The sequence below is a fragment of the Stappia sp. 28M-7 genome (assembly GCF_014252955.1).
Lineage (GTDB): Bacteria > Pseudomonadota > Alphaproteobacteria > Rhizobiales > Stappiaceae > Stappia.
The window spans coordinates 2,546,430-2,569,655 of the sequence record NZ_JACMIA010000001.1 but is presented as its reverse complement, the minus strand read 5'-3'; the positions used below and the strand labels follow the sequence as shown (position 1 = coordinate 2,569,655).

Here is a 23,226-nt window from a genome sequence, read left to right as displayed (position 1 = left end):
GCTGAAATCGGCCGCGCCGCAGCGTCAGACGACGCGAGGCGGCGTGCGCGCGAGGAAAACCGGGACCGGGGCGAGCAAGGGAGGACGCCGATGAGCGACAAGGATGCCGAGGCGGCCGAGGGGGCGGTGCCGCCGCGCGACTACGACGGATTGCGGGCGCTATTGATCGAGAAGAAGCCGGCGATGCCCAAGCGCCTGGCCCAGGTGGCGGCCTTTGCGGTCGACCGGCCGGACGACGTGACCTTCGGCACGGTGGCGGTGATCGCCGAGCAGGCCGGCGTGCAGCCCTCGACGCTGGTGCGCTTTGCCCAGTCGCTCGGCTATCAGGGCTTTTCGGAGCTGCAGGACGTGTTCCGCGCCCGGCTGCGCGAGCGCTGGCCGGACTATGACGAGCGGCTGGAAGTGCTGCGGCGGCGCAGCGGCGACAGCCATGGCGCCCATGCGCTGTTCGGCGATTTCGTCGACACGGCGGTCGCCTCGCTGCTGCGGATGCGCAATTCGCTCGCGCCCGACGTGATGGAGGAGGCGGCGCGTGCGATGGCCCGCGCAAGGGTGATCTATCTGGTGGCGCAGCGACGGGCCTTCCCGGTCTCCGCCTATATGGCCTATGCGCTGTCGAAACTCGGCATGGCGGCGGTGCTGGTCGACAATCTCGCCTCGCTCGGCCCCGAGCAGGCCTCGGCCGCCGGGCCGCAGGACCTGATGGTGGCGGTGAGCTTCACGCCTTACGCCTCGCTGACGGTGGATGTCGCCAATGCGGCGGCCGCGCGCGGGGTGCCGGTGCTGGCGCTAACGGATTCGCCGTTCTCGCCGCTGATCCAGTCGGCAAAGGTGGTGGTGGAAGTGGCGGAGGCGGATCTGGGCGCCTTCCGCTCGCTGTCCGGCACGCTGTGCCTTGCCATGGCGCTGTGCGTGGCGGCTGCCGAAATGCGCCGCGACGGGGTGTCCTAGCCGGCGACGGGCGCGCCCGGCGGCATCGTCGCCGGGCTGCGGTCGAACTTCGAGGCGAGCACGATCGAGGATTGCGAGCGGCGCACGCCGGGCACCACGGCGATCTCGTCCAGCGCCTCGTCGAGATCCTCCAGCTGCGGCGCCTCCACCACCAGGAAGATGTCGAATTCGCCGGCGATGGTCAGACAGGTGCGGATCTCGGGAAATGTCGCCAGCCGGCGGATCGTCTCGCGCATCTGCTGCTGCTCGACGGCGAGCATGACGAGGGCGCGGACCGTGCTGCCGGTGTCGGGGCGGGCAAGAACGGCCGTGTAGCCGGCAATCGCGCCGGTGCGCTCCAGCCGGGCGATGCGTTCATGCACGGTGGAACGGGCGACGCCGAGCCGGCGGGCGATGTCCGCCGTGGGCATGCGGGCATTCATCTGCAGAAGCGCGATCAGCTTGCGGTCCAGCGCATCCCGGCCTGTGGTCATGACGATCCGTCCGTTCTCCCGTCGATCCGTCGGTTATAGCGGCAGGACGTCGGCAGGTCAGGGGGAATCGCCGGGGGAAACGTTTGGAAAACGTCGGCGCGGGCGGTCAGGCGACGCGGGTGTCGTCGGCCTCGACGTCGGGATCGGTCTCGCAGCGCACGAGATTGCGCCCGGCGCCCTTGGCCGCATAGAGCGCGGTGTCGGCGCGGGCGATCATCGACTGCGGCGTGTCGTCGCCGCGGAAAGTCGAGACGCCGATGGAGATGGTGATGCGGCCGAGATTCTCGCCGGTGGAGCGCTTGACCAGCTCCTTCGACAGCACCGCGCGGCGGATGTGCTCGGCGACGGTGACGGCCTGGCGCAGCGAGGTGTGCGGCAGCAGGATGGCGAATTCCTCGCCGCCATAGCGGCAGGCGACGTCGTGGCCCTTGACGTTCTGCTTGACGGCGAGGGCGACGAGACGGAGCACCTGGTCGCCGGTCTGGTGGCCGAAGGTGTCGTTGAACTTCTTGAAGTGGTCGATGTCGGTGAGCAGCAGCGACAGCGGCTCCTGGCTCTGCGAGGCATCCTTCACCATGCGCTCGATCGTGTGATCGAAGTGCCGGCGATTGCTGAGCGTGGTGAGCTCGTCGGTGAGCGATTCGTAGCGGATCGCCTCAAGGCTCTCCTGCAACTCCTCGATCTGGCGGCGCGACTCGATGAGCTGGCCCTCGAGCTGGCGGTTGGAGCCGGCGGTGTTGCGGGTGGCGAGGAGCAGGTGGGCGACCAGCTGCTTGAGCTGCTGCGGGTCCTGCAGGGTTTCCAGCTGCGCCTGCGCGCCCTCCAGCGACTGGCCGTATTCGCTGACGGATTCGACGCTCTGGCCGAGCATGTCGACCATGTCGCGGATCTCGTCGGAGATCTTCTCGCCGACCTCGTCGATGCGGTCGCCGAGCTTCGTCGGCGACAGGAAGCTGTTGTAGATCTGTTGCAGCTGTTCGGTGGTGACGGTGCCCTTGGCGCCGACGATCTCGTTGACCGCGCGGTTCAGCGAATGGTTGAAGCCCGCCGCATAGGTGTACCAGAGCTCATAGAAACGCGGGTAAGCCGGCAAGATATTCTTGCGGATATATTTGAGGGCGGCATCACCGTAGACAATGGTGCGCTTGTGATCGTCTTCCTGGGCCATGCGATGTTCCACACGTCTCGGTTTTGTGCCAGGAGGATGCACGCGACCTCGATATATAATGTAGTTTCTATAATTGTCACTTAAGCCTTAAGGCACGGTTAAGCATATCTTAAAGTTCCGTCAACGGAATCCGGCGTCGAAAGGCGGATTATTCCGTAAAAACGGCCGGCGCAACTTTCACGCGCAGAATTTCGCCAATCACGCGAAGTTGCGCGGCAGGATGCGCGGAGCCGTTCTGCCGGTTTTCGGTTGCATTTTGCTGTGGTGGGAAAGAATGACCCGGCATCTTGTGCCGGATGGGCGGCACGCGGACGGCCCCGGCAAGGCCGCAAGAAAAAGGGTGGGGCCAAAAGAAAAGGGCAGGCGCGAGGCCTGCCCTGTGTCTGTCCGGCGGAGAAGATGCTGCAGAATCAGCCCTTGGAGGGACGGATCTCGCGCAGCAGGAAGGCCGGGACGTGATCGCCGAGGCCGATGACCGGCTCGTCGTCGTCCTGCCGGCGGCGGTTGCCGCCACGGCGGTTGTCGGAGCCGCCCTTGCCGCCGGAACGCTCACGCGAGGGAGCGGCATTCTGGTCGCGGCGCGGTGCGCGGTCGCGCGGCGCATTGCGCTGCTCGCCGCCGCCGGAGCGACCGGAGGACACGGGCTTTTCGGCTGCGGGCCTGGCCTCGGCCACCGGCTCGGCAGCGGGCTGCTTCGCCTCGGCCGTCTTGGCTTCGGCCTTGTCGGCGCCGCGTGCGGGCTTGCTCTCGGCCTTGGCGTCGTCCTTGGTCTCGCTCTTCGCAGCGCTACGACGCTTACGAGCGGGACGTTCGGTGGCTGCCTCGTCCGACGACGCTTCCGCCTCGGCCTTGCGGCCACGGCCGGAAGAGGAGGAGCGGCCGCCGCGGCGCGGACGATCGGCCGCCTCCGCGGAGAAGTCGATCTCCTCGTCGAGCCAGGGGATCTTGCGCTCGATCAGCTTCTCGATCGCCTGCAGGTACTTCTGGTCGCCGGGCGTCACCAGGGTGATGGCGACGCCGCTGCGGCCGGCGCGGCCGGTGCGGCCGATGCGGTGGACATAGTCCTCCGCATGGGTCGGAATGTCGTAGTTGTAGACGTGGCTGACGGCGGGAATGTCGAGGCCGCGGGCGGCCACGTCGCTGGCCACCAGCAGGGTCAGCTCGTTCTTGCGGAACTGCTCCAGCGTTGCCATGCGCGAGCGCTGGTCCATGTCGCCATGCAGCGCGCCGACCGAGTACTCGTGCCGCTGCAGCGAACGGAACACGGTCTGCACGTCGCGCTTGCGGTTGCAGAAGATGATCGCGTTGGTGAGGTTCTCGGCCTGGTCGATCATGCGGCGCAGCGTGGCGCGCTTGTCGAAGTCCTTGGAGCCCGAGGCGACGATGTTCTGCGTCACGGTCTCGGCGGTGGAGGAGGCGCGGGCCACCTCGACGCGGGCCGGATTGTGCAGGAACGTGTCGACGAGACGCTGGATCTCCGGCGGCATGGTGGCCGAGAAGAACAGGGTCTGGCGGGTGAAGGGGATCAGCTTGCAGATCCGCTCGATGTCCGGGATGAAGCCCATGTCGAGCATGCGGTCGGCCTCGTCGATGACGAGAATGTCGACGCCCTGCAGCAGCAGCTTGCCGCGCTCGGTATGGTCGAGCAGGCGGCCCGGCGTGGCGATCAGCACGTCGACGCCGCGGTCCAGCTTCTTGTCCTGGTCGCCGAACGAGGTGCCGCCGATCAGGAGCGCCACGTTGAGCTTGTGGTTGATGCCGTACTTGTTGAAGTTCTCTTCCACCTGGGCGGCGAGCTCGCGCGTCGGCTCGAGAATGAGCGTGCGCGGCATGCGAGCCCTGGCGCGGCCCTTTTCGAGCAGCGTCAGCATCGGCAGGGTGAAGGAGGCGGTCTTGCCTGTACCGGTCTGGGCGAGACCCAACACGTCGCGCTTCTGCAGCACGTGCGGGATGGCAGCAGCCTGAATGGCGGTGGGTTCGGTGTAGCCGGCCGCTTCAACGGCAGCGAGCACTTTCTCGCTCAGTCCAAGTGAGGAAAAGGACATATGACCTTGATGGTATGACAGGGACGAAAGCCAGGCCCCGACAGCGTCCTGAAGGGTTGGCACTTTGGCGCGCACACTACAGTTTCAAAATAAATTGTCAATGACACACAGTCGCAGCACCGTTCTTGCCAAGAATTTCGCTCAGGATCGCCCGACGCGGCGCGGGTCAGTTACTTGCCGGTTGAAACAGGTAACCAGCAGTATCGTCGTTTTCCAGAAACAGCTCATAAGTGGTGTCGCCCATGTCGACGAAGGCGACGACGCCGTGCGGGTCCGCCTCGCTGCGCAGTCCGGCCACGCGCGCGGCCAGCTCGCCCGCCTCGGAAACCTCGACCGGAGCCTTGCCTTCGCGCAGCACGAAAAGCCGGTCGCGCGAGGTCTCGCGGGCGACGACGAAAGAGGTGCCCGCGCCCTCCGGCCCGGGCAGGCGGGTCAGCCCCTGCAGCTCGCCCGGCAGGGCGGCGACGATGTCCGACACCGGGTCGGCGCGCACGGGAAGGACGGGCAGGACGATGAGCGAGGCGGCAAGGCCGGCAATAGCGAAGGCGAGACGTGCGGTCATGGTCGGGTCCTCCTGCGGTTTGACGTCCGGCCGTGCGGCCTGGCGGATGCGGGGCGGCACATGATGTCAGGCGTGCGCCGGAACGACCGGCAGGGCCAGCGTCGTGCCCTCATAGAAGTTTCGATAGTCGGCCGCATAGCGGCGGCGCACGGACAGGCGTAGCGCCGGCTCGATCTCGGCCACCAGGGCGGCAATCGCCCCGGCATGGGGATCGCGGATGCCCGGGAGCGGGCCGATGTCGACGCCGCAGGCCTGCGACAGCTCGGAGCGCAGGTCCTGCCAGTCGGCCTCGCCGGTCTCGTGGCGCAGCACGCGCGAGGGCAGCAGGCGGGCCTTGTGGGTGAGGATCGCGGTCTGCGAGCGGTAGGCGTTGGGGCTCTTCCAGTCCGGCATGGCGCACACGCGCGCAACGAAGCCGGCGAAATCGTCGCCGGGGCGGAAGGCGCGGTCGGCGCCGGGGGGCGGCGCGGTCTCGGTTCGCATGCGGTGGAAACAGGCGGCAAGCCGGGTCAGCGGATCGCGCACCACGGAAAAGACCAGCGCGCCGGGATGACGGCGTACGAGCTGACGCCCGGACAGGAGGTTGAGCCCGTCCGCCCAGGAGGCGAGGGTGCCGGTGGCATAGGCGGAGGCATCGCCGGCTTGCGCATCATGGCAGCCGTCTTCGCAGCCATCGTCCTCGAACTCGTCGTCAAAGCCATCGTCGAACCCGTCATCCTCGAACGGGTCCTGCTCGGTGTTCGATGTCAGGTGCAAAAGGGCGTGGCGAATATCTTCGCTCGCCGAGTTCGGGCAGCGGCCATAGGCCAGGCCCAGATGCGGAAGCACGAGAAAATTGTGATCCCGCAGCGGCCGGCGACGGCGAAGATAGGCGTGGAAGATCGCCTTCAGCACTGCTGCGACGTCCTGTGACTGGGCCCCGGAACGCCGGGGCGTCGAGGGGCCTGGTTGCGGGGCACCTGCCGGCGGTTCGCCGGGGCTGCTCTTTCACCAGCAATACTGGAGGAGCTGTATGGCCGAAAAACGATTTTTTACGTTTTCGGACGGTCGAGAGCTCCTTTAGAACCTTGCAACCCTAGATGTCGAGCTCCTCGGCGAAGCGCGCATTCTCCTGGATGAACTGGAAACGCGCCTCGGGCTTGTTGCCCATCAGCCGTTCCACGGCCGAGCCGGTCGCTTCCGGATCGAGACTGTCGATCTCGACGCGCAGCAGACTGCGCTTCTTCGGATCCATCGTCGTCTCCTTGAGCTGGGCGGGAAGCATCTCGCCGAGGCCCTTGAAGCGGCCGATGTCGACCTTGGCATTGCCCTTGAACTCGCGGGCGAGCAGCGCGTCCTTGTGGGCATCGTCGCGCGCATAGAGCGTGCGCCCGCCCTGGGTCAGCCGGTAGAGCGGCGGGTTGGCGAGGTACAGGTGGCCGTTGCGGATCAGCTCCGGCATCTCGCGGTAGAAGAAGGTGATCAGCAGCGAGGCGATATGGGCGCCGTCGACGTCGGCGTCGGTCATGATCACCACCTTCTCGTAGCGAAGGTCGGCATCGCGATAGGTCTTGCCCGTGCCGCAGCCGAGCGCCTGGATCAGGTCGGCGAGCTGCTGGTTGGCGACGAACTTGTCGCGCCCGGCGCTGGCGACGTTGAGGATCTTGCCGCGCAGGGGCAGGACGGCCTGGTTGAGCCGGTTGCGGGCCTGCTTGGCGGAGCCGCCGGCCGAATCGCCCTCGACGATGAACAGTTCCGAGCCGGCCGCCTGGTTGGAGGCGCAGTCGGCGAGCTTGCCCGGCAGGCGAAGCTTGCGCACCGCGGTCTTGCGGGCGACGTCCTTTTCCTGGCGGCGGCGCAGGCGCTCGTCGGCGCGGTCGATCACCCATTCCAGCAGCTTGTTGGCCTGGTTCGGCGAGGCGGTGAGCCAGTGGTCGAAGGCATCGCGCACGGCGGTCTCGACGATGCGGGTCGCCTCGGAGGTCGCCAGCTTGTCCTTGGTCTGGCCGACGAATTCCGGCTCGCGGATGAAGACGGACAGCATGGCGCCGGCCGAGGTGACGATGTCGTCGCCGGTGATGACGGCCGCCTTCTTGTTGCCGGTCAGCTCGGCATAGGCCTTGAGCCCGCGCAGCAGGGCATAGCGCAGGCCCGCCTCGTGCGTGCCGCCCTCGGGGGTCGGCACGGTGTTGCAATAGGAATTGATGAAGCCGTCGCCGGCGAACCAGGTCACGGCCCACTCGACGGCGCCGTGGCGGCCGGTCTCGCGGGTGCGCCCGGCGAAGGTGTCGTCGATGACGCGGCGCTCCTTGCCGAGTGCGTCCTGGAGATAGTCGCGAAGCCCGCCGGGAAAGTGGAAGGTGGCTTCCGCCTCGACGCCCTCCCGCTCGGCGACCGCCGGATCGCAGCGCCAGCGGATCTCGACGCCGGAGAAGAGATAGGCCTTGGAGCGCGCCATCTTGAACAGGCGCGCCGCCTTGAAGGCCGCGCCCTTGCCGAAGATCTGCTCGTCGGGAACGAAGCGCACCAGGGTGCCGCGCCGGTTCTGCACGTCGCCGACGCATTCCAGCGGGCCGGCCGGCACGCCGCGGCGGAACACCTGGCGGTAGAGCTTGCGGGCGCGGGCGACCTCCACGGTCAGTTCCTGCGACAGGGCGTTGACCACGGAGACGCCGACGCCGTGCAGGCCGCCGGACGTCTCGTAGACCTTGCTGTCGAACTTACCGCCCGCGTGCAGCGTGGTCATGATGACCTCGAGCGCGGACTTGTCGCGATGCTTGGGATGCGGGTCGACCGGAATGCCGCGGCCGTTGTCGACGACGGTCAGGCTGCCGTCGGCTGCCAGCATCACCTCGATCCAGCTGGCATGGCCGGCGACCGCCTCGTCCATCGAGTTGTCGATGACCTCGGCAAAGAGATGGTGCAGGGCGCGCTCGTCGGTGCCGCCGATATACATGCCGGGCCGCCGGCGCACCGGCTCCAGCCCTTCCAGCACCTCGATATGCTCTGCCGTGTAGTCGGAGCCGTCGCCCCGTTCGGCCCGGGCCGGCGCGCTGCGGCGGGCGGCCGGCGCGCTCGAGGCGGGGCGCACAGCCGGGTCGGCCTGCGGACCCTTGCTGACGGGGGCGGGCGCACCGCCGGCTTCGAAGAGATCGTTCTCGGTGGTCATGCTCTATCCGGTCGGGGGCGCCAGGCTGCGCCCGAATCAACTGTGATTCTGCCAAGTGCGATGGATTCGGCCAAGGATCAAGCCTTCAGGCCCCCGCAGACAACCGTTTTTCAACGGATCGCCGGCATGATGGGCACCGTGGTCGTCACGGGGCCTTGGCCCATGCACGAGGGAAAGCGTCATGAACATCATTTCGTCCAGTCATGTAGCGCGTCGGGCCGACCTGGTGGCAGCCGGTGCGCTGCTCGTCTCGGCCCTGCTCAACATTCTCGTGGCGTGAGGGGCAAAGCGGTGTCGGAGGCCGGCCTTGTCGTTTGTGACGAGTCTGCAACAGTGTTGCCGGACTCGTGCAAGGGGCGCTCAATCGGGGCGCTCATGCCGCGTTTCGGCCATCTTTTGACGGCCACCGTGGAGCGTGCCCGATGCCAGAGACCGCGATTGCGGCGACGGGGTGACGGACACGGTCCTACTCTTGCCCAGTTGCCGGTTTAGGCTCCGCAACAGTCAGGGAAGAGTGGCCCGCAAGGCGGCAGTTGGCGACTGGCAGGTTCGCCGCAGGCTGGAAGCGGGCAATCCGGGAGGGTCACCTTCCGGACAAGGATCAAGGGGCAAAACAACAGGGGGGACGTGGCGCCGAAATGCGCCGCGCAACCTGACGGACCCGCCCGGGTGCAAAGGCGTTGGAGCCTTGGTCGACCGGTCGACGGATCCGCGAAGAAAGGACAGGACGCTTGCGCGAAGGGCGGGCTTTCACGATGCGACACGGCCGCGGTTGCGGCCGGCTCATGAAGGCGTGCGACCCGGCGTGGGCGCGAGGTGGTCAATGATACGGATCATCGGTTCAGGCCTTGTGTGTGCTGTCATCCTGACCGCGCCGTTTGCGGCGCAGTCCCAGGAAACGGCCGCTGAAGCCGCCGCCAAGCTGTCGGGTGCGGCACCTGCCTCGCAGGATCTCTCGCCCGGCGAGGCGCTGCGCGTGGGCGCGCAGTTCTACTATGCCGGCGAGAAGGAGCGGGCGCTCGATTCCTTGCGCTTTGCGGCCGAGCAGGGCCACCCGCTCGCCGCATGGAAGCTCGGGCGGATGTATTCGCGCGGCGACGGCGTACAGGAAGACGACGTCAAGGCGTTCGAGTATTTCCGCCAGATCGCATCCAAATATGCCGACGACAGCCCGAGTTCGCCGCGTGCGCCGTTCATCGCGAGCGCCTTTGTCGAGCTCGGCTCCTACTATCTCACCGGCATCAACAACAGCGCGATCGAGCCCAACGTGGCCCGGGCGCGCGAGATCTTCACCTATGCCGCTTCCTATTTCGGCGACGCGGATGCCCAGTTCCATCTCGGCATGCTGTATCTCGACGAGCCCGAGCGCGACCCGCACATGGCCGCGCGCTGGCTGAAGCTGGCCGCCCAGAAGGGCCACCTGATGGCGCAGGCGCGGCTCGGCGAACTGCTGTCGAACGGCGAGTTCGGCGGCAACGAGAACCGCACCGCCGGGCTGATGTGGCTGACGGTCGCCCAGCGCCGGGCGCATGGCAATGATGCCGTGTGGATCGGCGAGGCGCAGGAGCGCAGCTTCGGTCTTGCCTCCGAAAAGGTCCGTCGCCGGGCCGCCGTATTGGCCGACAACTGGCTGTCGAAGAACGGCGCGGTGGTGGCCGACAGAACGCAGTAACGGCCGGGACCGCCGGTCGGCGGCTTTCATCGGCAGCATCTTGAGAGCGGGCAGGGGATTTCCCTGCCCGTTGTCGTTTGCGGCAGGGACCCGCCGGTCAGACGGTGCCGCGTTTGCCGAAGGTCCGTTGCCGCGGCAGGCCGGCGGGCGGGACGGCGCGTTTTTCGACGACCGTCGGCAGGCGGAACGCGGGAGCCGGGGTCGCGCGCTCGGCGGCGTGGCGGGCGAAGATCGCATCGACATCCGCGTCCGACAGGGACCGGTCCTCGTCCTGGCGGTCGCGCCCTCCGCCCTCGGCCCCGGGCGGATCCCCATAGGCATTGGGTCCGTCCTCGCCGGGGAACAAGCCGCAGATCATCCAGATGAACGGGCCGCCCACCACCGGAACCAGCAGCCAGAGCCACCACCAGGCGCTGCGCCCCAGATCGTGCAGGCGGCGAACCGTCACGCAGAAAGACGTCCAGAACAGAAACGGGAAGCTGGCGATCAGGAGCAGCAGTGCTGCGGGGGGAATGTCGGCCAGCGGGCCATCCTTGTAGGTCACGTAGACGACGGTGGAGGGCACCGATGCGCAGACCACGACTGCGTAGCGCCACCACCACTCGCGGCGGGCGATGCGCCCGCGCGGACTGAAAAAACCTGAAATCATGCCCGGCCCGATATCTATCGTCGCAATGGGCCGAGTGTAGCAGGGCGATGGTTGCAAAAGAGGTTGCAGGGGCGCGCCGGCTGCAATCCTGGTTAATCTTTCTCTGCCGTCGGGTAAGGAATGCTCGCGAAGGGCCGCCTTGCGTGCTAGGCTGGTGCATGCGCAGGACATGGCTGCCCCGCATCCGTATCAAACGGGCCCGTGACGGGCGGGCGGCGCCGGCTCTTTCGGGAGCCGCCGCTAAAAACCGGTTTGGCTGCGTTTCCTTTTTCCCTCTTCCAGGTTTGGTCTTGTCGGGCGTGGCATCGGCCGCGCTGTTGCTGCTGGCGTTTGCCGGTCCGTCCTCTGCCGTGGAGATCGCCTCCGACAGGGCGCAGGGCGCACGCGTGCTTGCCGTTGCCGAGACCAGCGCCCACGGCGGGCCGGACTGCACCTGCCGCTATTTCGGGGTGAACTACAGGCTCGGCGAGACCGTCTGCCTGCGCGGACCCGAAGGGCCGCGCCTTGCCCGCTGCTCGATGCTCCTCAACAACACCACATGGGAGTCGCTCGAGCGGTCGTGCCCGACCTCCGGCCGCGCGCCGCTGACGCTCGCCGCCGCCCCGCTCTGCCTGCCGGGCGGGTAGGGGCGGGTTTCAGGGCGCGCGTTGTCGCCACCGCTCTGGAAGCCAATAGGCCCCGGCTCTGCGCTTGCGCTTGGCCGGGGTGACGGCAGAGGGGATGTGAGGCGGCGCGTCATTCTCGAAAGGTCATCCCGGACGAGGCCGCAAGGCCGAAGATCCGGGACCCATTGGCAACTTCAGCGGGTGTGAGGCGGAAGCCCACCGCCACCTTCACCGCTGTCATACCTGCGAAGGCAGGTATCCAGTATCCGCCCGAGTGTGTGGGGTTGCGCAAGCGGTGGCCCCGAGGAGGGGCGCTTGCGGAAACGCTGAGGCCTGAGCAGGGCAGTTCGAGGTTACTGGATCCCGGTCTTCGGCTGCGCCGAAACCGGGATGACAGCCTGAGCGTTGCCGCAAGGCTGTCGTGAGTGGCGTTGAGGAGTGCCGCCGCAGACGCCCTTGGCTCTCCGGTCCCGGGTCGCGCTTCGCTTGCCCGGGATGACGAGAGGAGAGGATTGCGTCCTGGAGGACGCGGGGACAGCCGGGGCTGCCCTCAAGCGGCGAGGCGGACCCAGACGGGAACGTGGTCGGAGGGCTTTTCCCAGCCGCGAACATGGACATCGATCCCGGCGCCTTCGAAGGCGTCGGTCGCTTCCGGCGACATCAGCACATGGTCGATGCGGATGCCGTTGTTCTTCTGCCAGGCGCCGGCCTGGTAGTCCCAGAAAGTGTAGACGTCCTTGTCGGTGTTGACCGAGCGCACAGCCTCGGTGAAGCCGAGGCCGAGAAGCGCGCGGAAGGCCGAGCGGCTTTCCGGCTGGAACAGGGCGTCATCCGCCCAGTTCTGCGGATTGCGCGCGTCGACCGGCTGGGGAATGACGTTGTAGTCGCCCAGCAGCAGGAAGCGCTCCTCGTCGGCAAGGCGCGCACGGGCATGGGCGATGAGCCGCTGCATCCAGGCGAGCTTGTAGGGGAACTTCTCCGTGCCGAGCGGATTGCCGTTCGGCAGGTAGAGGCAGCCGACGCGCAAGGGGCGGGCACCGCCGTCTTCCGTCTCGATACGCGCCTCGATGTAGCGGGCCTGCTCGTCGCTGTCGTCTCCGGGAAGGCCGCGCAGGACCTCGCTCACCGGAGTGCGCGAGAGAATGGCGACGCCGTTGAAGCCCTTCTGGCCGTGGGTCTCGACATGGTAGCCGAGCTCTTCGAAGGCCGCGCGCGGGAAACCCTCGTCGACCGACTTGATCTCCTGCAGGCAGGCGACATCGGGCGTCGCCTCGCGCAGCCAGGCAAGCGTGGTGTCCAGGCGCGCCTTGACGCCGTTGATGTTCCAGGTGGCGATTTTCAACGGCGTGGTCCCGTGATGCGTGGCGAAAAGGATCGCCGTCAGATGGCGAAGCTGGTGCCACAGCCGCAGCCGGCGGTGGCGAGCGGATTGCGGATCTGGAACGACTGGCCCATCAGGTCGTCGACGAAATCGATCACCGCGCCTTCCATGTACTGGAGCGAGACGGGATCGATGAGCACGCTGGCACCGTCGCGGGCAAGGACGATGTCGCCCTCTTCCTGCTCGGTGACGAGGTCGTACTTGTACTGGAAGCCGGAGCAGCCGCCGCCTTCAACCGAGATGCGCAGGCTGGTGCCCGCCGGCTCGGAAGACAGGATGCGGGCGATGCGGCGCACGGCGGCGTCGCTGAGCTCCACTCCCTGTGCCGCCGCGGCGCCTTGCGCTGCGGGTGCCTGTGCTGCCGTGTCCTGTGCCGTCGATGCAGTGTGATCGGCCATGGTCGTCACTCTCTTTCGTGCCGCCGCGTCTTCCCCTCGGGAGCGCTGGCGGCGCTTGCGGTTGCGGAAGGCCGTGGGCGTCGAGGCCCGGCATTCCGGCCCGCACTGTCGACATATTCGGCGCGGAAGGGCGCCAAGCCTGCCGGCTTTCGCGCAAAATTCCGCAACTGCTGCATATGCCGCCCTGTGCAAGGCGTTACCGAATAGGTATGAACAGCGCGAGCATGCGTCAACACTCTCGCATGGATGGCGCTGCAGCGCGAGCCCGCGCCGGATGCCGCGGGACAGCCTGCGACGCGCCTGCGCAATGACCCGGGGAGCCCTCATGACCGCACCGCTTGGCTATGGAGCCCAGCCGCGCGCGCCCTACGCCACCGATCCCGACCAGAGCGTCGGCCGGCTCGTGCCCGAACCGGAAAGCCCGACGCGCACGCCGTTCCAGCGCGACCGCGACCGGATCATCCATTCGACGGCGTTTCGGCGGCTGAAGCACAAGACGCAGGTCTTCGTCTATCACGAGGGCGACCACTTCCGGACCCGGCTGACGCACACGATCGAGGTGTCGCAGATCGCCCGTTCGCTGGCGCGCGCGCTGCGGCTCGACGAGGATCTGGCCGAGTGCCTGGCGCTGGCGCACGATCTCGGACACACGCCGTTCGGCCACGAGGGCGAGGACGTGATGGACGTCTGCATGGCGCCCTATGGCGGCTTCGACCACAACGCCCAGTCCCTGCGCATCGTGACGCTGCTGGAGCGGCGCTACGCAGAGTTCGACGGGCTGAACCTGTCGTGGGAGACGCTGGAAGGCCTGGTCAAGCACAACGGCCCGCTGACGGGTGCCGACGGCACACCGCTCGGCAAGTTCGCCGAAACCGGGCTGCCCTTCGCCATCCGCCAGCATGCGCAGAAGCAGGACCTGCGGCTCGACACCTGGCCGAGCGCGGAAGCGCAGGCCGCCGCTATCGCCGACGACATCGCCTATGATGCGCACGATCTCGACGACGGCTTGCGCGCCGGACTGCTGTCGCTGGACCAGCTCGGCGAGGTGCCGTTCTTCGCCGACATCCTGGCCGAGGTCGATGCACGCTATCCGGGGCTGGAGGAGGCGCGGCGCATCCACGAGATCGTCCGCCGCTCGATCACCCGCATGGTCGAGGACGTGATCGGCGAGGCGGTGCGGCGGCTGGAGCGGCTTGCCCCGCAAAGCGTCGAGGACATTCGCGGGGCGGGCGAGCCGGTCGTCACGTTCTCGCCTGCCATGACGGCGCGCGAAAAGCAGGTGAAGGCGTTCCTCTTTGCGAATCTCTACCGGCATGAGTCGGTGCTGGCGGTGCGCCGGGAGGTCGCGACGGTGGTGCGCGAGCTGTTCGCCGCCTACATGGAGGACCCTGCGCGGATGCCGGAGGAGTGGCGACGCGGCCTCGACGAGGCCGACGAGGCGCGTCGGGCCCGGCGCGTGTGCGACTTCATCGCCGGCATGACCGACCGTTTCGCCATCGAGGAACATGCGCGGTTGTTTGACCGAACTCCCGATTTGGGATAGGTCGCCGCCGACCGTTTCGCCCGTTTTGCGCCCAAGACACCGAAAGACCGACATGAACATCTTCAGCCATTATGCCGACCTCGTCCGTACGGCGATCCGCGAGTTGCATCCGGGCGACGAGGTGAGCGCCGAGCTGCTGCAGCGCTGCGTGGTCGAGCCGCCGCGCGACAGCGCTCATGGCGATCTCGCCACCAATGCCGCGATGGTGCTGGCCAAGCCGCTGAAGACCAACCCGCGCGCGCTCGCCGAACAGCTGGCGGCACGGCTGGCGGAAAACGACGATATCGTCAGCGCCGAGGTGGCGGGGCCGGGCTTCATCAACCTGCGGCTCACCGAGGGCGTGTGGGCGAAGGTGGTGGCCGGGATCCTGGCGGCGGGCACGGATTACGGCCGCTCGACCATGGGCGGCGGGCTGAAGGTCAATGTCGAATACGTGTCGGCCAACCCGACCGGGCCGATGCATGTGGGCCATTGCCGCGGCGCGGTGGTGGGCGATGCGCTCGCCTCGCTGCTCGACTTCGCCGGCTACGACGTCACCCGCGAATACTACATCAACGATGCCGGCTCGCAGGTCGACACGCTGGCGAGCTCCGCGTTCCTGCGCTACCGCGAGGCGCTCGGCGAGGATATCGGCGCGATCCCGGAAGGGCTGTATCCGGGCGACTATCTGGTGCCGGTCGGGCAGATGCTGGTCGAGAAGTATGCCGACCGCCTGCTGGCGATGGACGAGCGCGAGCGGATGGTGCTGGTCAAGGACGCCACCATCGACGCGATGATGGACCTGATCCGCGCGGACCTGGCGCTGCTCAACGTGCGGCACGAAGTGTTCTTCTCCGAGCGCACGCTGCATGCGCGCGATGGGGCCAACAGCTCGCAGATCGACCGGATGCTGGAAGAACTGCGCTCGCGCGACCTCGTCTACGAGGGCACGCTGCCGCCGCCGAAGGGGCAGCTGCCGGACGACTGGGAAGACCGCGAGCAGACGCTGTTCCGCGCCACCGCGTTCGGCGACGACATCGACCGCGCGCTGAAGAAGTCCGACGGGTCCTACACGTATTTCGCGGCGGACGTTGCGTATTTCCTGTCGAAATACGAGCGCGGCTTCAAGGAAATGATCTTCATCCTGGGCGCCGACCATGGCGGCTACGTCAAGCGGCTGGAGGCCGTCGGGCGCGCCATCTCGAAGGGCGAGGCCAAGGTGATCGTGCGGCTGTGCCAGTTGGTGAAGCTGTTCCGCGGCGGCGAGCAGGTGACCATGTCGAAGCGCTCGGGCGAGTTCGTCACCCTGCGCGACGTGGTGGAAGAGGTGGGCCGCGACCCGGTGCGCTTCATGATGCTCTACCGCAAGAACGACGCGCCGCTCGACTTCGACTTCCAGAAGGTCACCGAGCAGTCGAAGGACAACCCGGTCTTCTACGTGCAGTACGGCCATGCCCGTTGCCGCTCGGTGTTGCGCCAGGCCGGCGAGGAATTCGGCGCGGAGGCGGTTTCGCCGCAAGCTCTTGAAGCGGCTGACTTCTCGCTGCTCACCGATTCGGGCGAGCGCGACATCGCCGCCAAGCTGGCCGCCTGGCCGCGTCTGGTGGAAAGCGCAGCGGAAGCACACGAGCCGCACCGGGTGTCGTTCTACCTGCACGAACTGGCCAGTGCCCTGCATTCGCAATGGAATAAAGGCAAGGATTCGCCGCAATTACGTTTTATTAACGCTGAAGATCGACAAACAACACTGGCCCGCCTGGGTCTCGTACATGCAATCTCCCTGGTTCTTGCCTCCGGCCTTGGCATTCTTGGCGTGGAGGCCCCGGAGGAGATGCGATAGGGCGGGATGGATCGCCGGTGCGCGAGGCGCGCCGCAGTCAGCGGAGAAGTCCCTAGCACCATGTCCAGTCGCTCGAACTATCCGGTCCAGGACCAGCGCGGCGATCGATACCAGGAGAATACTGGTCAGTCCGGGGACAATGCCGGGTTCGAAGAGGACCCGCTCGTCGAGCTGGCCCGTATCGTCAGCGAAGGCAATGCCCGCTACCGCCCGGTTGCTCTCGGCACCGAGGGCGAGGCGCCGGCTGCCCGCGGCAGCTACGATGCCTCCCGCGACCTGATCGATCATGAGGCGTGGGCCCGCGAGCTCGAGGCCGGGCTTTCCGACGATTTCGGCACCTATGCTCCCGAGGCCTACGAGACGCCGCAGCCGGCAGCTCATGGCTATCAGGGCCAGGGATACGACGATCGGGGCGAGGCCTATCCGCAGGACGAGGCGGAGGCCCTTGCCGACGACAGCTACCCGCAGGATCGCCGCGAGGCGGAGGCGCTGGCGCCCCAGCCCTATGTGGACGAGGTCTATGCCGACCGCGCGCTGGTCGACGAGGGGCTGGCCGATCCGAACGACCCGTACGCCCGGCAAGCCTATGCCGAGGACGATTACGCCACCGAATCCGCTGGCGGCTACGGCGAGCAGGCCTATGCCGAGGACGGCTACACGGACGAGGACTATGCCGAGCCGGAAGCGGCAGAGGCACAGCCGCTCGACGCCTATGCCCAGCGTGCGGGCGAGGTGCGTGCAGCGCCGGCCTATGCCCCCGCCCAGCTGTGGGCGGGCTCGGCAACGCGGGCGGACGAGGCCGCCTATTACGACGAGGGCGCGTCGGAAGAGTTTGCCGATGACTTCGCGGCCGAAGAGAGTGCTGAGCCGGCTGCAGCTCCCGCTGCAGATCCGCTTGCCTCGCTGGAGGACGAGCTTCTCGGGGCCCTGCGCGGTCCGCGTGCCGCCGAACCGGCCTGGGGCGCGGCAGCGCAGCCCGCACAGGCCGCACACGACGACTATGCCGATGAGGACTACGCCGACGAGACCTATGCCCGCGACGACTACGGGCAGGCCGGCGAAGCCGACGATGACGATCTGCTGGGCCTGGATGCCGCGCCCGGCGCGCGCCACTACGGCACTGCCGCAGCGGTTGGAGCGGCCGGGTATCGTGATGAATTCGACGAGGCGGTCGACGACATCTTCGCCGGAGAGGCGGAAGCCCCGCCGCCGCCGGGCGGCTACGACCTCGACGAGGTGGCGCAGGCCATGCGCGAGGGCGATCCGCAGCTCGGCGGCCACGGCGTGCTGCCGGCCCATTCCGAGCGCGAGCAGGAAGCAGCCGAGCCGGCCGCGAGATCGAAGCGTGGCCTCTACGCGGCTGCGGCCGTTCTCGGCGTCGTGGTGCTGGGCGGCGGCGTTTTCGCGCTCACCAACATGGGCGGCGATGAGATGAGCGGCCCGCCGCCGGTGATCACCGCCGACGGCGAGGGGCTGAAGGTCTATCCCGACAGCCAGACCTCCGCGAATGACGGCCAGAACAAGCTGATCTACGACCGCGTCGGCAGCGACAATGGCAGCGACGAGCGCCTGGTGCTGCAGGACGAGACACCGGTCGCCTCTCTTCCGCCGGCTCCGCTGAGCGGAAACGACGATACGGACGGCGCGCCGGGCGTTTCCTCCGGTCCGCGCAAGGTCCGCACGGTAGTCGTGCGTCCCGACGGGACGATCATTTCCGGCGATGCGCCGGGCCGGACTGCACCGGCGGCTGCTCCGGATTCGGCTCCGGCCGCGCCGGCAGGCGACACCGCCCGCATTCCCGGCACCGGACCCGAGGAGCCGACCGCAGCCAGCGGCCAGGCGACGACGGATGCGAACGGCGTGCGCCAGGTCTCGACGATGCCGATCACCAGCGGAACGGCCGAGGGCGCGCAGAACCAGCTGACCTCGACGCCGGATGCGGCCGGACAGGCGGCAGCCGGTGCGGCGAACCAGCTGTCGGGCGACAGGTCGGCCCAGGCGGGGACACCGGCGACTGCGAATGGCAGCACCGACCCGACCGGCCCGAATGTGCCGCGCACCAAGCCGGGCGACATCGACACGCTGGCGGCCAACGCGACCGCGCCGCGTCAGGCGGAGCCCGTCCGCAGCCCGCAGGCGCCGCTCGACCTGACGGCGCAGGCCCCGCGCACGACGCCCGCACCGGCAGCTCCGGCCCAACCGCAGCAGCCGGCCGCAACGCAGGCCTCCGCGCCGGCGACCGGCACCATCCCGGCCGGGACCTATATCGTGCAGGTGTCCTCGCAGCGGACCCAGGAACAGGCACAGGCGGCCTTCGGCGATCTGCAGCGGCGCTACGGCTCGGTGCTCGGCGGCGTGTCGCCGGTGATCGAGCGTGCAGATCTCGGCGATCGCGGCACCTTCTACCGGGTGCGCATCCCCACGTCCTCGCGCGACGATGCGATCTCGCTCTGCGAGCGGCTGAAGTCGGCCGGCGGCGACTGCTTCGTGCGCCGGAACTGACGGACCCGCCTTGCGGCGACAGACAAGACATTCAAGCGGGCGGACCGGACGACGGGCCGCCCGTTTTCGCGACATACAAGCCTTCCACATCATGACCGGCCCGACGAGACGGCCGGGGCGACACGGGATTTCCAGCCGATGACCAAGGCCTTCATCACCGGGTGTTCCGGCCTCTCCTTGAGCGAGGAGGAGCGGGCGTTCCTGGCGCGCGAGCAGCCCTGGGGGCTGATCCTGTTCGGCCGCAACTGCCAGTCCGGCGATCAGATCGCCGCGCTGTGTGCCGACTTCCGTGATTGCGTCGGCCAGCCGGACGCGCCGGTGCTGATCGATCAGGAGGGCGGCCGGGTGCGCCGCCTGCGCCCGCCGCTGGTCGGCGACTATCCGGCCGGCGCGGTCTACGGCCAGTTGCTGGCCATCGACCGCGAGGCGGGCCTCAGGGCCGCGCTTCTCGGGGGCCAGCTGATCGGCACGGACCTGCTCGACATGGGTATCACCGTCGACTGCGCGCCGATCCTCGATGTTCCGGTGGCCGGGACGAGCCAGGCGATCGGCGACCGCGCCTATGCCGCAAGCCCCGAGGGCGTCGCGGCCATCGGCCGGGCCTTCGCGGACGGGCTGCTGGCCGCCGGCGTGCTGCCGGTGATCAAGCACATGCCCGGCCATGGCCGGGCGACGGTGGACAGCCACTATCATCTGCCCGTGGTGGAGACGGGGCTTGCCGAGCTGGAGGAGACGGATTTTGCGCCGTTCCGCGCCCTTGCCGACCTGCCGCTCGGCATGAGCGCGCATGTCATCTTCACCGCGGTCGATCCCGCGCACCCGGCCACCCAGTCGGCGCGGGTGATCGAGGAGATCGTGCGCGGGGCCATCGGCTTCGACGGGCTGCTCATGAGCGACGACCTGTCGATGAAGGCGCTCGGCGGCGAGGTCGGCGAGCGGGTGGAGCTGCTGTTTGCCTCCGGGTGCGACATGGCGCTCCACTGCAACGGCGAGATGGCGGAGATGGTCGCTGTCGCCGGCGCGAGCCCGGACCTGTCGGGCAAGGCGCTGGAGCGGGCGCAGGCGGCGCTGCGGGCAAGGCCGCAGCCGGCGCCGCTCGACCGGCAGGCCGCACGCGCGGAATTCGATGCCTTGCTGGCGGAGGCGCGCGCTCTGTCCTAAAAGGAACCCTTGGCAATGTCTGTTGCGGAGGCTCGGGCGAGGGCCGTTGGGGGCAAGGGTGCAAGACACCTTTTTCGAGGATCCGGATCCGGCAAGCGTTGCGTCTGACCGCGCGACGACGGACCCGGCGCTGGTGGTGGATGTCGACGGCTTCGAAGGGCCGCTCGACCTGCTGCTGACGCTCGCCCGCAAGCAGAAGGTGGATCTGGCCCGGATCTCGATCCTGGCATTGGTCGAGCAGTATCTGGAATTCGTCGCCGAGGCGCGGCGGCTGCGGCTGGAACTGGCCGCCGACTATCTGGTGATGGCCGCCTGGCTCGCCTATCTGAAATCGCGCTTGCTGATCCCCGAGCAGAAGGAAGAGGATCAGCTCTCGGGCGAGGAGATGGCGGCAGCGCTCGCCTTCCGTCTGCGGCGGCTGGAGGCGATGCGCCAGGCGGCCGAAAAGCTGATGAACCGCAACCGCCTGGGGCGGGACATCTTTGCAAGGGGACGGCCCGAGGCGGTATCGATTGCCCGGCGCAGCGCATGGTCGGCGACGCTCTACGACCTGCTCATCGCCTATGCGGCGCAGCGCCAGCGCACCTCGGTCACATCCGTCCAGGTGCGCCGGCGCACCGTCTGGTCGCTGCAGGAAGCGCGCGACCTGCTGACGCGGATTGTCGGATTGCATATGGACTGGATGCCGCTGGATGCCTATCTGTCGAAGTATATCGGTGATGGCAGCAAGGCGAGCACCGTGCTGGCCAGCACCTTTTCGGCAAGTCTCGAACTCGTGCGCGAGGGCGAACTGGAATTGCGCCAGGCAGAGCCGTTCGCCCCGCTCTATCTGAGGCGCAGGCCCGATCCGGGCGATCGCGGACCCGCTGAGGGTTCGCCAGCGCCGGAAACCGGCGAAAAGGACGAGGCGTGACGTGACGAGCGGCCGGGAGCAGGCAGCACAGGGCGAAGGCGGGGTGCAGGACGGAACGGACGGCGAGCTGCCGCTCGACGACCTGCAGGCAATGCCGGAACCGTCGCCCGAAAGCGGGCTGCGCATGGCGGAGGCATTGCTGTTCGCTTCGCGGGACCTGCTCAGCGTCGAGGAGATCGCGGCCAGGTTGCCGGCCGGAACCAATGTTCCCGCCCTGATAGACACGCTTCGCCGCGCCTATGCGACCCGCGGCGTGAATGTTGTGGAAATCGGCGGAAAATTCGGCTTTCGCACGGCGGAAGATCTCGCCTATCTGCTGGCGCGCGAGCAGGTGGAAGAGCGCAAGCTTTCGCGCGCCGCGCTGGAGACGCTGGCGATCATCGCCTATCACCAGCCGGTGACGCGGGCGGAGATCGAGGAGATCCGCGGCGTCTCGACCTCGAAGGGCACGCTCGATGTGCTGCTGGAAACCGGCTGGATCCGCATGCGCGGACGACGCCGGACACCGGGACGGCCGGTGACCTATGGCACCACGGAAGGCTTCCTGGAGCATTTCATGCTGACTTCGGTCGGCGATCTGCCGGGGCTTGAGGAACTCAAGGGCTCCGGCCTGCTCGACAGCGCCGTACCTGCGGGGTTCACCGTGCCGGTGCCTGACGATTCCTCCGACCTCAGGGACGAGGAAGACCCGATCGACGAGGCTGAATTGTTCGATTTGATGCAAGACGACGACGAGCCGCGCCATGACCGCGACGATTGACGCAAGGCCGGCGGATGCGCCGGTCCGGCGCTGGGGTACGCGCGGCACGGCCGGCGCGACCATCGCGGCGCGGCTGAGCTTCGAGGCGGTGAGCCATTCCTACGGACAGCTGGCGGCCGTGCGCTCCGTCTCGCTGACGGTGGAGCCGGGCGAGGTGCTGTGCCTGCTCGGCCATTCGGGCTGCGGCAAGACCACCTTGCTGCGCATCGCCGCCGGCGTGGAGCGCCAGAGCTCCGGGCGCGTGCTGATCAACGAGCGCGAGGTGGCGGGGCCGCAGGTGTTCCTGCCGCCGGAGCGGCGCGGCGTCGGCCTGATGTTCCAGGATTATGCGCTGTTCCCGCATCTGACGATTGCCGAGAACGTCGCCTTCGGGCTGACGCATATGGGCCGCAATGAAGCACGCCAGACCGCGCTGACGGCGCTGACGCGGGTGGGGCTCGCCTCGCATGCGGGCGATCATCCGCACGCCCTGTCGGGCGGCGAGCAGCAGCGTGTGGCGCTGGCCCGGGCCATTGCGCCGCGGCCGGGTGTGCTGCTGATGGACGAGCCGTTCTCCGGCCTCGACCGGCGGCTGCGCGATACGGTGCGCGACGAGACGCTGGCGGTGCTGCGCGAGACGCGGGCGACCTGCGTGATGGTCACCCACGACCCGGAAGAGGCAATGCGCATGGGCGACCGCATCGCTCTGATGCGCAAGGGCCGCCTGGTGCAGCTGGGCAGTGCCGACGATCTCTACAACCGCCCCGTCGACATGTTCGCGGCGCGCTTCTTCTCCGAGCTGAACGAGCTGGAGGCGAGCGCGGGCGACAACGAGGTGGAGACCGTGTTCGGGCGCTTTGCCGCCCCTGGCATCGTCAGGGGCATGGACATCGATGTTTGCGTGCGCCCGCAAGGCATTCTCCTCGGCGAGGAGGGCGAGGGCCAGCGCGGGCGTGTGATGCGCCGCAGGTTCATCGGCGAGGTCGATCTCGTCGAGGTGGCGGTGGAGGGGCTGGACCTGCCGCTCCACGCAAGGATTCGCGATGGCGGACGCTTCGCCGTCGGCATGGATGTCGGGGTGCGCCTCGATGCCCGGGACGTGATCGCCTTCCCGCGCGAAAGCGGGGAATAGGGCCGCAAGGGTCCGGTTGCGGTGGCGACCGCTTTGTTGCAATAGTGCCGCGCCGGAGCGCGTGCACCGGAAGACCAGGGAGTTGGGCGTATGGGTATCAGCATTTGGCAGATCCTGATCATCGCGGTGATCGTTGTTCTGCTGTTCGGCCGCGGCAAGATCTCCGAGCTCATGGGCGATGTCGCCAAGGGCATCAAGAGCTTCAAGAAGGGGCTCAACGAGGACGACGAGAGCGAGACGGACACCGCCGCCAGCCGCAAGACGATCGATCACAAGGCCGACGAGACCGTGGTCACCAGCAAGTCCGAGGACAAGTCCCAGGCGGGCTGAGCGCCGGACGAGCCGGACGCCTGCGCCATGCCGCC

General features: G+C 68.1%; 20 protein-coding genes. 11 read left to right on the top strand and 9 right to left on the bottom strand.

All coding sequences use genetic code 11. The features are described from left to right. Positions 1 to 90 precede the first annotated feature (90 nt). Positions 91 to 951 (top strand): MurR/RpiR family transcriptional regulator, encoded by an 861-nt coding sequence (locus H7H34_RS11280; RefSeq protein ID WP_185925238.1) that lies wholly within the window; start codon positions 91 to 93, stop codon positions 949 to 951. On the opposite strand, the gene H7H34_RS11275 is transcribed toward H7H34_RS11280, so the two are convergent. The 6 genes from H7H34_RS11275 to parE all read right to left on the bottom strand — a co-directional run bounded on the left by H7H34_RS11275 (position 948) and on the right by parE (position 8,347). Further along, on the bottom strand, positions 948 to 1,424 hold the full coding sequence (locus H7H34_RS11275; protein ID WP_067333670.1) for an Lrp/AsnC family transcriptional regulator: 477 nt from the start codon (positions 1,422 to 1,424) through the stop codon (positions 948 to 950). The two genes, H7H34_RS11280 and H7H34_RS11275, sit on opposite strands and share 4 nt — an antisense overlap. A gap of 106 nt (positions 1,425 to 1,530) precedes the next feature. Then, complete coding sequence (locus tag H7H34_RS11270) at positions 1,531 to 2,592, bottom strand: GGDEF domain-containing protein (protein ID WP_185925237.1); 1,062 nt, start codon at positions 2,590 to 2,592, stop codon at positions 1,531 to 1,533. A gap of 410 nt (positions 2,593 to 3,002) precedes the next feature. After that, positions 3,003 to 4,637 (bottom strand): DEAD/DEAH box helicase, encoded by a 1,635-nt coding sequence (locus H7H34_RS11265; RefSeq protein ID WP_185925236.1) that lies wholly within the window; start codon positions 4,635 to 4,637, stop codon positions 3,003 to 3,005. Between the two features lie 166 nt (positions 4,638 to 4,803). Next, positions 4,804 to 5,199: a hypothetical protein gene (locus H7H34_RS11260; RefSeq protein WP_185925235.1), complete on the bottom strand. Its 396-nt coding sequence runs from the start codon at positions 5,197 to 5,199 to the stop codon at positions 4,804 to 4,806. A 66-nt stretch (positions 5,200 to 5,265) separates the two neighbouring features. Next, on the bottom strand, positions 5,266 to 6,093 hold the full coding sequence (locus H7H34_RS11255) for a sulfotransferase family protein (RefSeq protein ID WP_185925234.1): 828 nt from the start codon (positions 6,091 to 6,093) through the stop codon (positions 5,266 to 5,268). 181 nt (positions 6,094 to 6,274) lie between these two features. Beyond that, positions 6,275 to 8,347 (bottom strand): DNA topoisomerase IV subunit B, encoded by a 2,073-nt coding sequence (gene parE, locus H7H34_RS11250; protein WP_185925233.1) that lies wholly within the window; start codon positions 8,345 to 8,347, stop codon positions 6,275 to 6,277. A gap of 823 nt (positions 8,348 to 9,170) precedes the next feature. On the opposite strand from parE, the gene H7H34_RS11245 reads away from it, so the two are divergent. Then, positions 9,171 to 10,019 carry a tetratricopeptide repeat protein gene (locus H7H34_RS11245; protein WP_185925232.1) on the top strand — a complete coding sequence of 283 codons (849 nt, stop codon included), beginning with the start codon at positions 9,171 to 9,173 and terminating at the stop codon, positions 10,017 to 10,019. A gap of 97 nt (positions 10,020 to 10,116) precedes the next feature. Here H7H34_RS11245 and H7H34_RS11240 read toward each other — a convergent pair whose 3' ends face one another. Continuing rightward, entirely contained in the window at positions 10,117 to 10,668 is a 552-nt protein-coding gene (locus H7H34_RS11240) for a DUF805 domain-containing protein (protein WP_185925231.1), read from the bottom strand. A gap of 290 nt (positions 10,669 to 10,958) precedes the next feature. Between H7H34_RS11240 and H7H34_RS11235 the strand changes: the two genes are divergently transcribed. Next, positions 10,959 to 11,294 carry a hypothetical protein gene (locus H7H34_RS11235; protein ID WP_120267832.1) on the top strand — a complete coding sequence of 112 codons (336 nt, stop codon included), beginning with the start codon at positions 10,959 to 10,961 and terminating at the stop codon, positions 11,292 to 11,294. A 529-nt stretch (positions 11,295 to 11,823) separates the two neighbouring features. On the opposite strand, the gene xth is transcribed toward H7H34_RS11235, so the two are convergent. Then, the gene (xth, locus tag H7H34_RS11230) at positions 11,824 to 12,615 is read right to left on the bottom strand and encodes an exodeoxyribonuclease III (protein ID WP_185925230.1); all 792 of its coding nucleotides are present in this window, start codon (positions 12,613 to 12,615) and stop codon (positions 11,824 to 11,826) included. 38 nt (positions 12,616 to 12,653) lie between these two features. Beyond that, complete coding sequence (locus H7H34_RS11225; RefSeq protein WP_083205965.1) at positions 12,654 to 13,052, bottom strand: HesB/IscA family protein; 399 nt, start codon at positions 13,050 to 13,052, stop codon at positions 12,654 to 12,656. A 325-nt stretch (positions 13,053 to 13,377) separates the two neighbouring features. Here H7H34_RS11225 and H7H34_RS11220 point away from each other — a divergent pair, with 325 nt between their 5' ends. From H7H34_RS11220 to H7H34_RS11185, 8 genes are all read left to right on the top strand, one after another. After that, the gene (locus H7H34_RS11220) at positions 13,378 to 14,595 is read left to right on the top strand and encodes a deoxyguanosinetriphosphate triphosphohydrolase (protein WP_067215375.1); all 1,218 of its coding nucleotides are present in this window, start codon (positions 13,378 to 13,380) and stop codon (positions 14,593 to 14,595) included. Between the two features lie 52 nt (positions 14,596 to 14,647). Further along, positions 14,648 to 16,414, top strand: a complete 1,767-nt coding sequence (gene argS, locus H7H34_RS11215; protein WP_067215373.1) for an arginine--tRNA ligase — start codon at positions 14,648 to 14,650, stop codon at positions 16,412 to 16,414. Positions 16,415 to 16,474: 60 nt separating this feature from the next. Then, the gene (locus tag H7H34_RS11210) at positions 16,475 to 18,916 is read left to right on the top strand and encodes an SPOR domain-containing protein (protein WP_185925229.1); all 2,442 of its coding nucleotides are present in this window, start codon (positions 16,475 to 16,477) and stop codon (positions 18,914 to 18,916) included. 138 nt (positions 18,917 to 19,054) lie between these two features. After that, on the top strand, positions 19,055 to 20,077 hold the full coding sequence (gene nagZ / locus H7H34_RS11205) for a beta-N-acetylhexosaminidase (protein ID WP_185925228.1): 1,023 nt from the start codon (positions 19,055 to 19,057) through the stop codon (positions 20,075 to 20,077). A gap of 58 nt (positions 20,078 to 20,135) precedes the next feature. Then, positions 20,136 to 20,990, top strand: a complete 855-nt coding sequence (locus tag H7H34_RS11200) for a segregation and condensation protein A (RefSeq protein WP_371811386.1) — start codon at positions 20,136 to 20,138, stop codon at positions 20,988 to 20,990. A gap of 91 nt (positions 20,991 to 21,081) precedes the next feature. Then, positions 21,082 to 21,750, top strand: coding sequence for an SMC-Scp complex subunit ScpB (gene scpB, locus H7H34_RS11195; RefSeq protein WP_120268352.1), 669 nt, complete (start codon positions 21,082 to 21,084; stop codon positions 21,748 to 21,750). Next, positions 21,734 to 22,861, top strand: a complete 1,128-nt coding sequence (locus tag H7H34_RS11190; RefSeq protein ID WP_120267837.1) for an ABC transporter ATP-binding protein — start codon at positions 21,734 to 21,736, stop codon at positions 22,859 to 22,861. The genes scpB and H7H34_RS11190 overlap by 17 nt, the downstream gene beginning before the upstream one ends. Positions 22,862 to 22,951: 90 nt before the next feature. Further along, positions 22,952 to 23,191 carry a twin-arginine translocase TatA/TatE family subunit gene (locus H7H34_RS11185; protein ID WP_185925226.1) on the top strand — a complete coding sequence of 80 codons (240 nt, stop codon included), beginning with the start codon at positions 22,952 to 22,954 and terminating at the stop codon, positions 23,189 to 23,191. Positions 23,192 to 23,226: the final 35 nt, after the last annotated feature.

Coding starts and splice junctions, on each gene's coding strand:
- scpB (WP_120268352.1), top strand. CDS start 21,082: ATGCCGGAACCGTCGCCCGAAAGCGGGCTGCGCATGGCGGAGGCATTG.
- H7H34_RS11265 (WP_185925236.1), bottom strand. CDS start 4,637: ATGTCCTTTTCCTCACTTGGACTGAGCGAGAAAGTGCTCGCTGCCGTT.
- H7H34_RS11225 (WP_083205965.1), bottom strand. CDS start 13,052: ATGGCCGATCACACTGCATCGACGGCACAGGACACGGCAGCACAGGCA.
- H7H34_RS11185 (WP_185925226.1), top strand. CDS start 22,952: ATGGGTATCAGCATTTGGCAGATCCTGATCATCGCGGTGATCGTTGTT.
- argS (WP_067215373.1), top strand. CDS start 14,648: ATGAACATCTTCAGCCATTATGCCGACCTCGTCCGTACGGCGATCCGC.
- H7H34_RS11270 (WP_185925237.1), bottom strand. CDS start 2,592: ATGGCCCAGGAAGACGATCACAAGCGCACCATTGTCTACGGTGATGCC.
- H7H34_RS11220 (WP_067215375.1), top strand. CDS start 13,378: ATGACCGCACCGCTTGGCTATGGAGCCCAGCCGCGCGCGCCCTACGCC.
- H7H34_RS11210 (WP_185925229.1), top strand. CDS start 16,475: ATGTCCAGTCGCTCGAACTATCCGGTCCAGGACCAGCGCGGCGATCGA.
- H7H34_RS11240 (WP_185925231.1), bottom strand. CDS start 10,668: ATGATTTCAGGTTTTTTCAGTCCGCGCGGGCGCATCGCCCGCCGCGAG.
- H7H34_RS11245 (WP_185925232.1), top strand. CDS start 9,171: ATGATACGGATCATCGGTTCAGGCCTTGTGTGTGCTGTCATCCTGACC.
- H7H34_RS11190 (WP_120267837.1), top strand. CDS start 21,734: ATGACCGCGACGATTGACGCAAGGCCGGCGGATGCGCCGGTCCGGCGC.
- H7H34_RS11275 (WP_067333670.1), bottom strand. CDS start 1,424: ATGACCACAGGCCGGGATGCGCTGGACCGCAAGCTGATCGCGCTTCTG.
- H7H34_RS11280 (WP_185925238.1), top strand. CDS start 91: ATGAGCGACAAGGATGCCGAGGCGGCCGAGGGGGCGGTGCCGCCGCGC.
- nagZ (WP_185925228.1), top strand. CDS start 19,055: ATGACCAAGGCCTTCATCACCGGGTGTTCCGGCCTCTCCTTGAGCGAG.
- H7H34_RS11260 (WP_185925235.1), bottom strand. CDS start 5,199: ATGACCGCACGTCTCGCCTTCGCTATTGCCGGCCTTGCCGCCTCGCTC.
- parE (WP_185925233.1), bottom strand. CDS start 8,347: ATGACCACCGAGAACGATCTCTTCGAAGCCGGCGGTGCGCCCGCCCCC.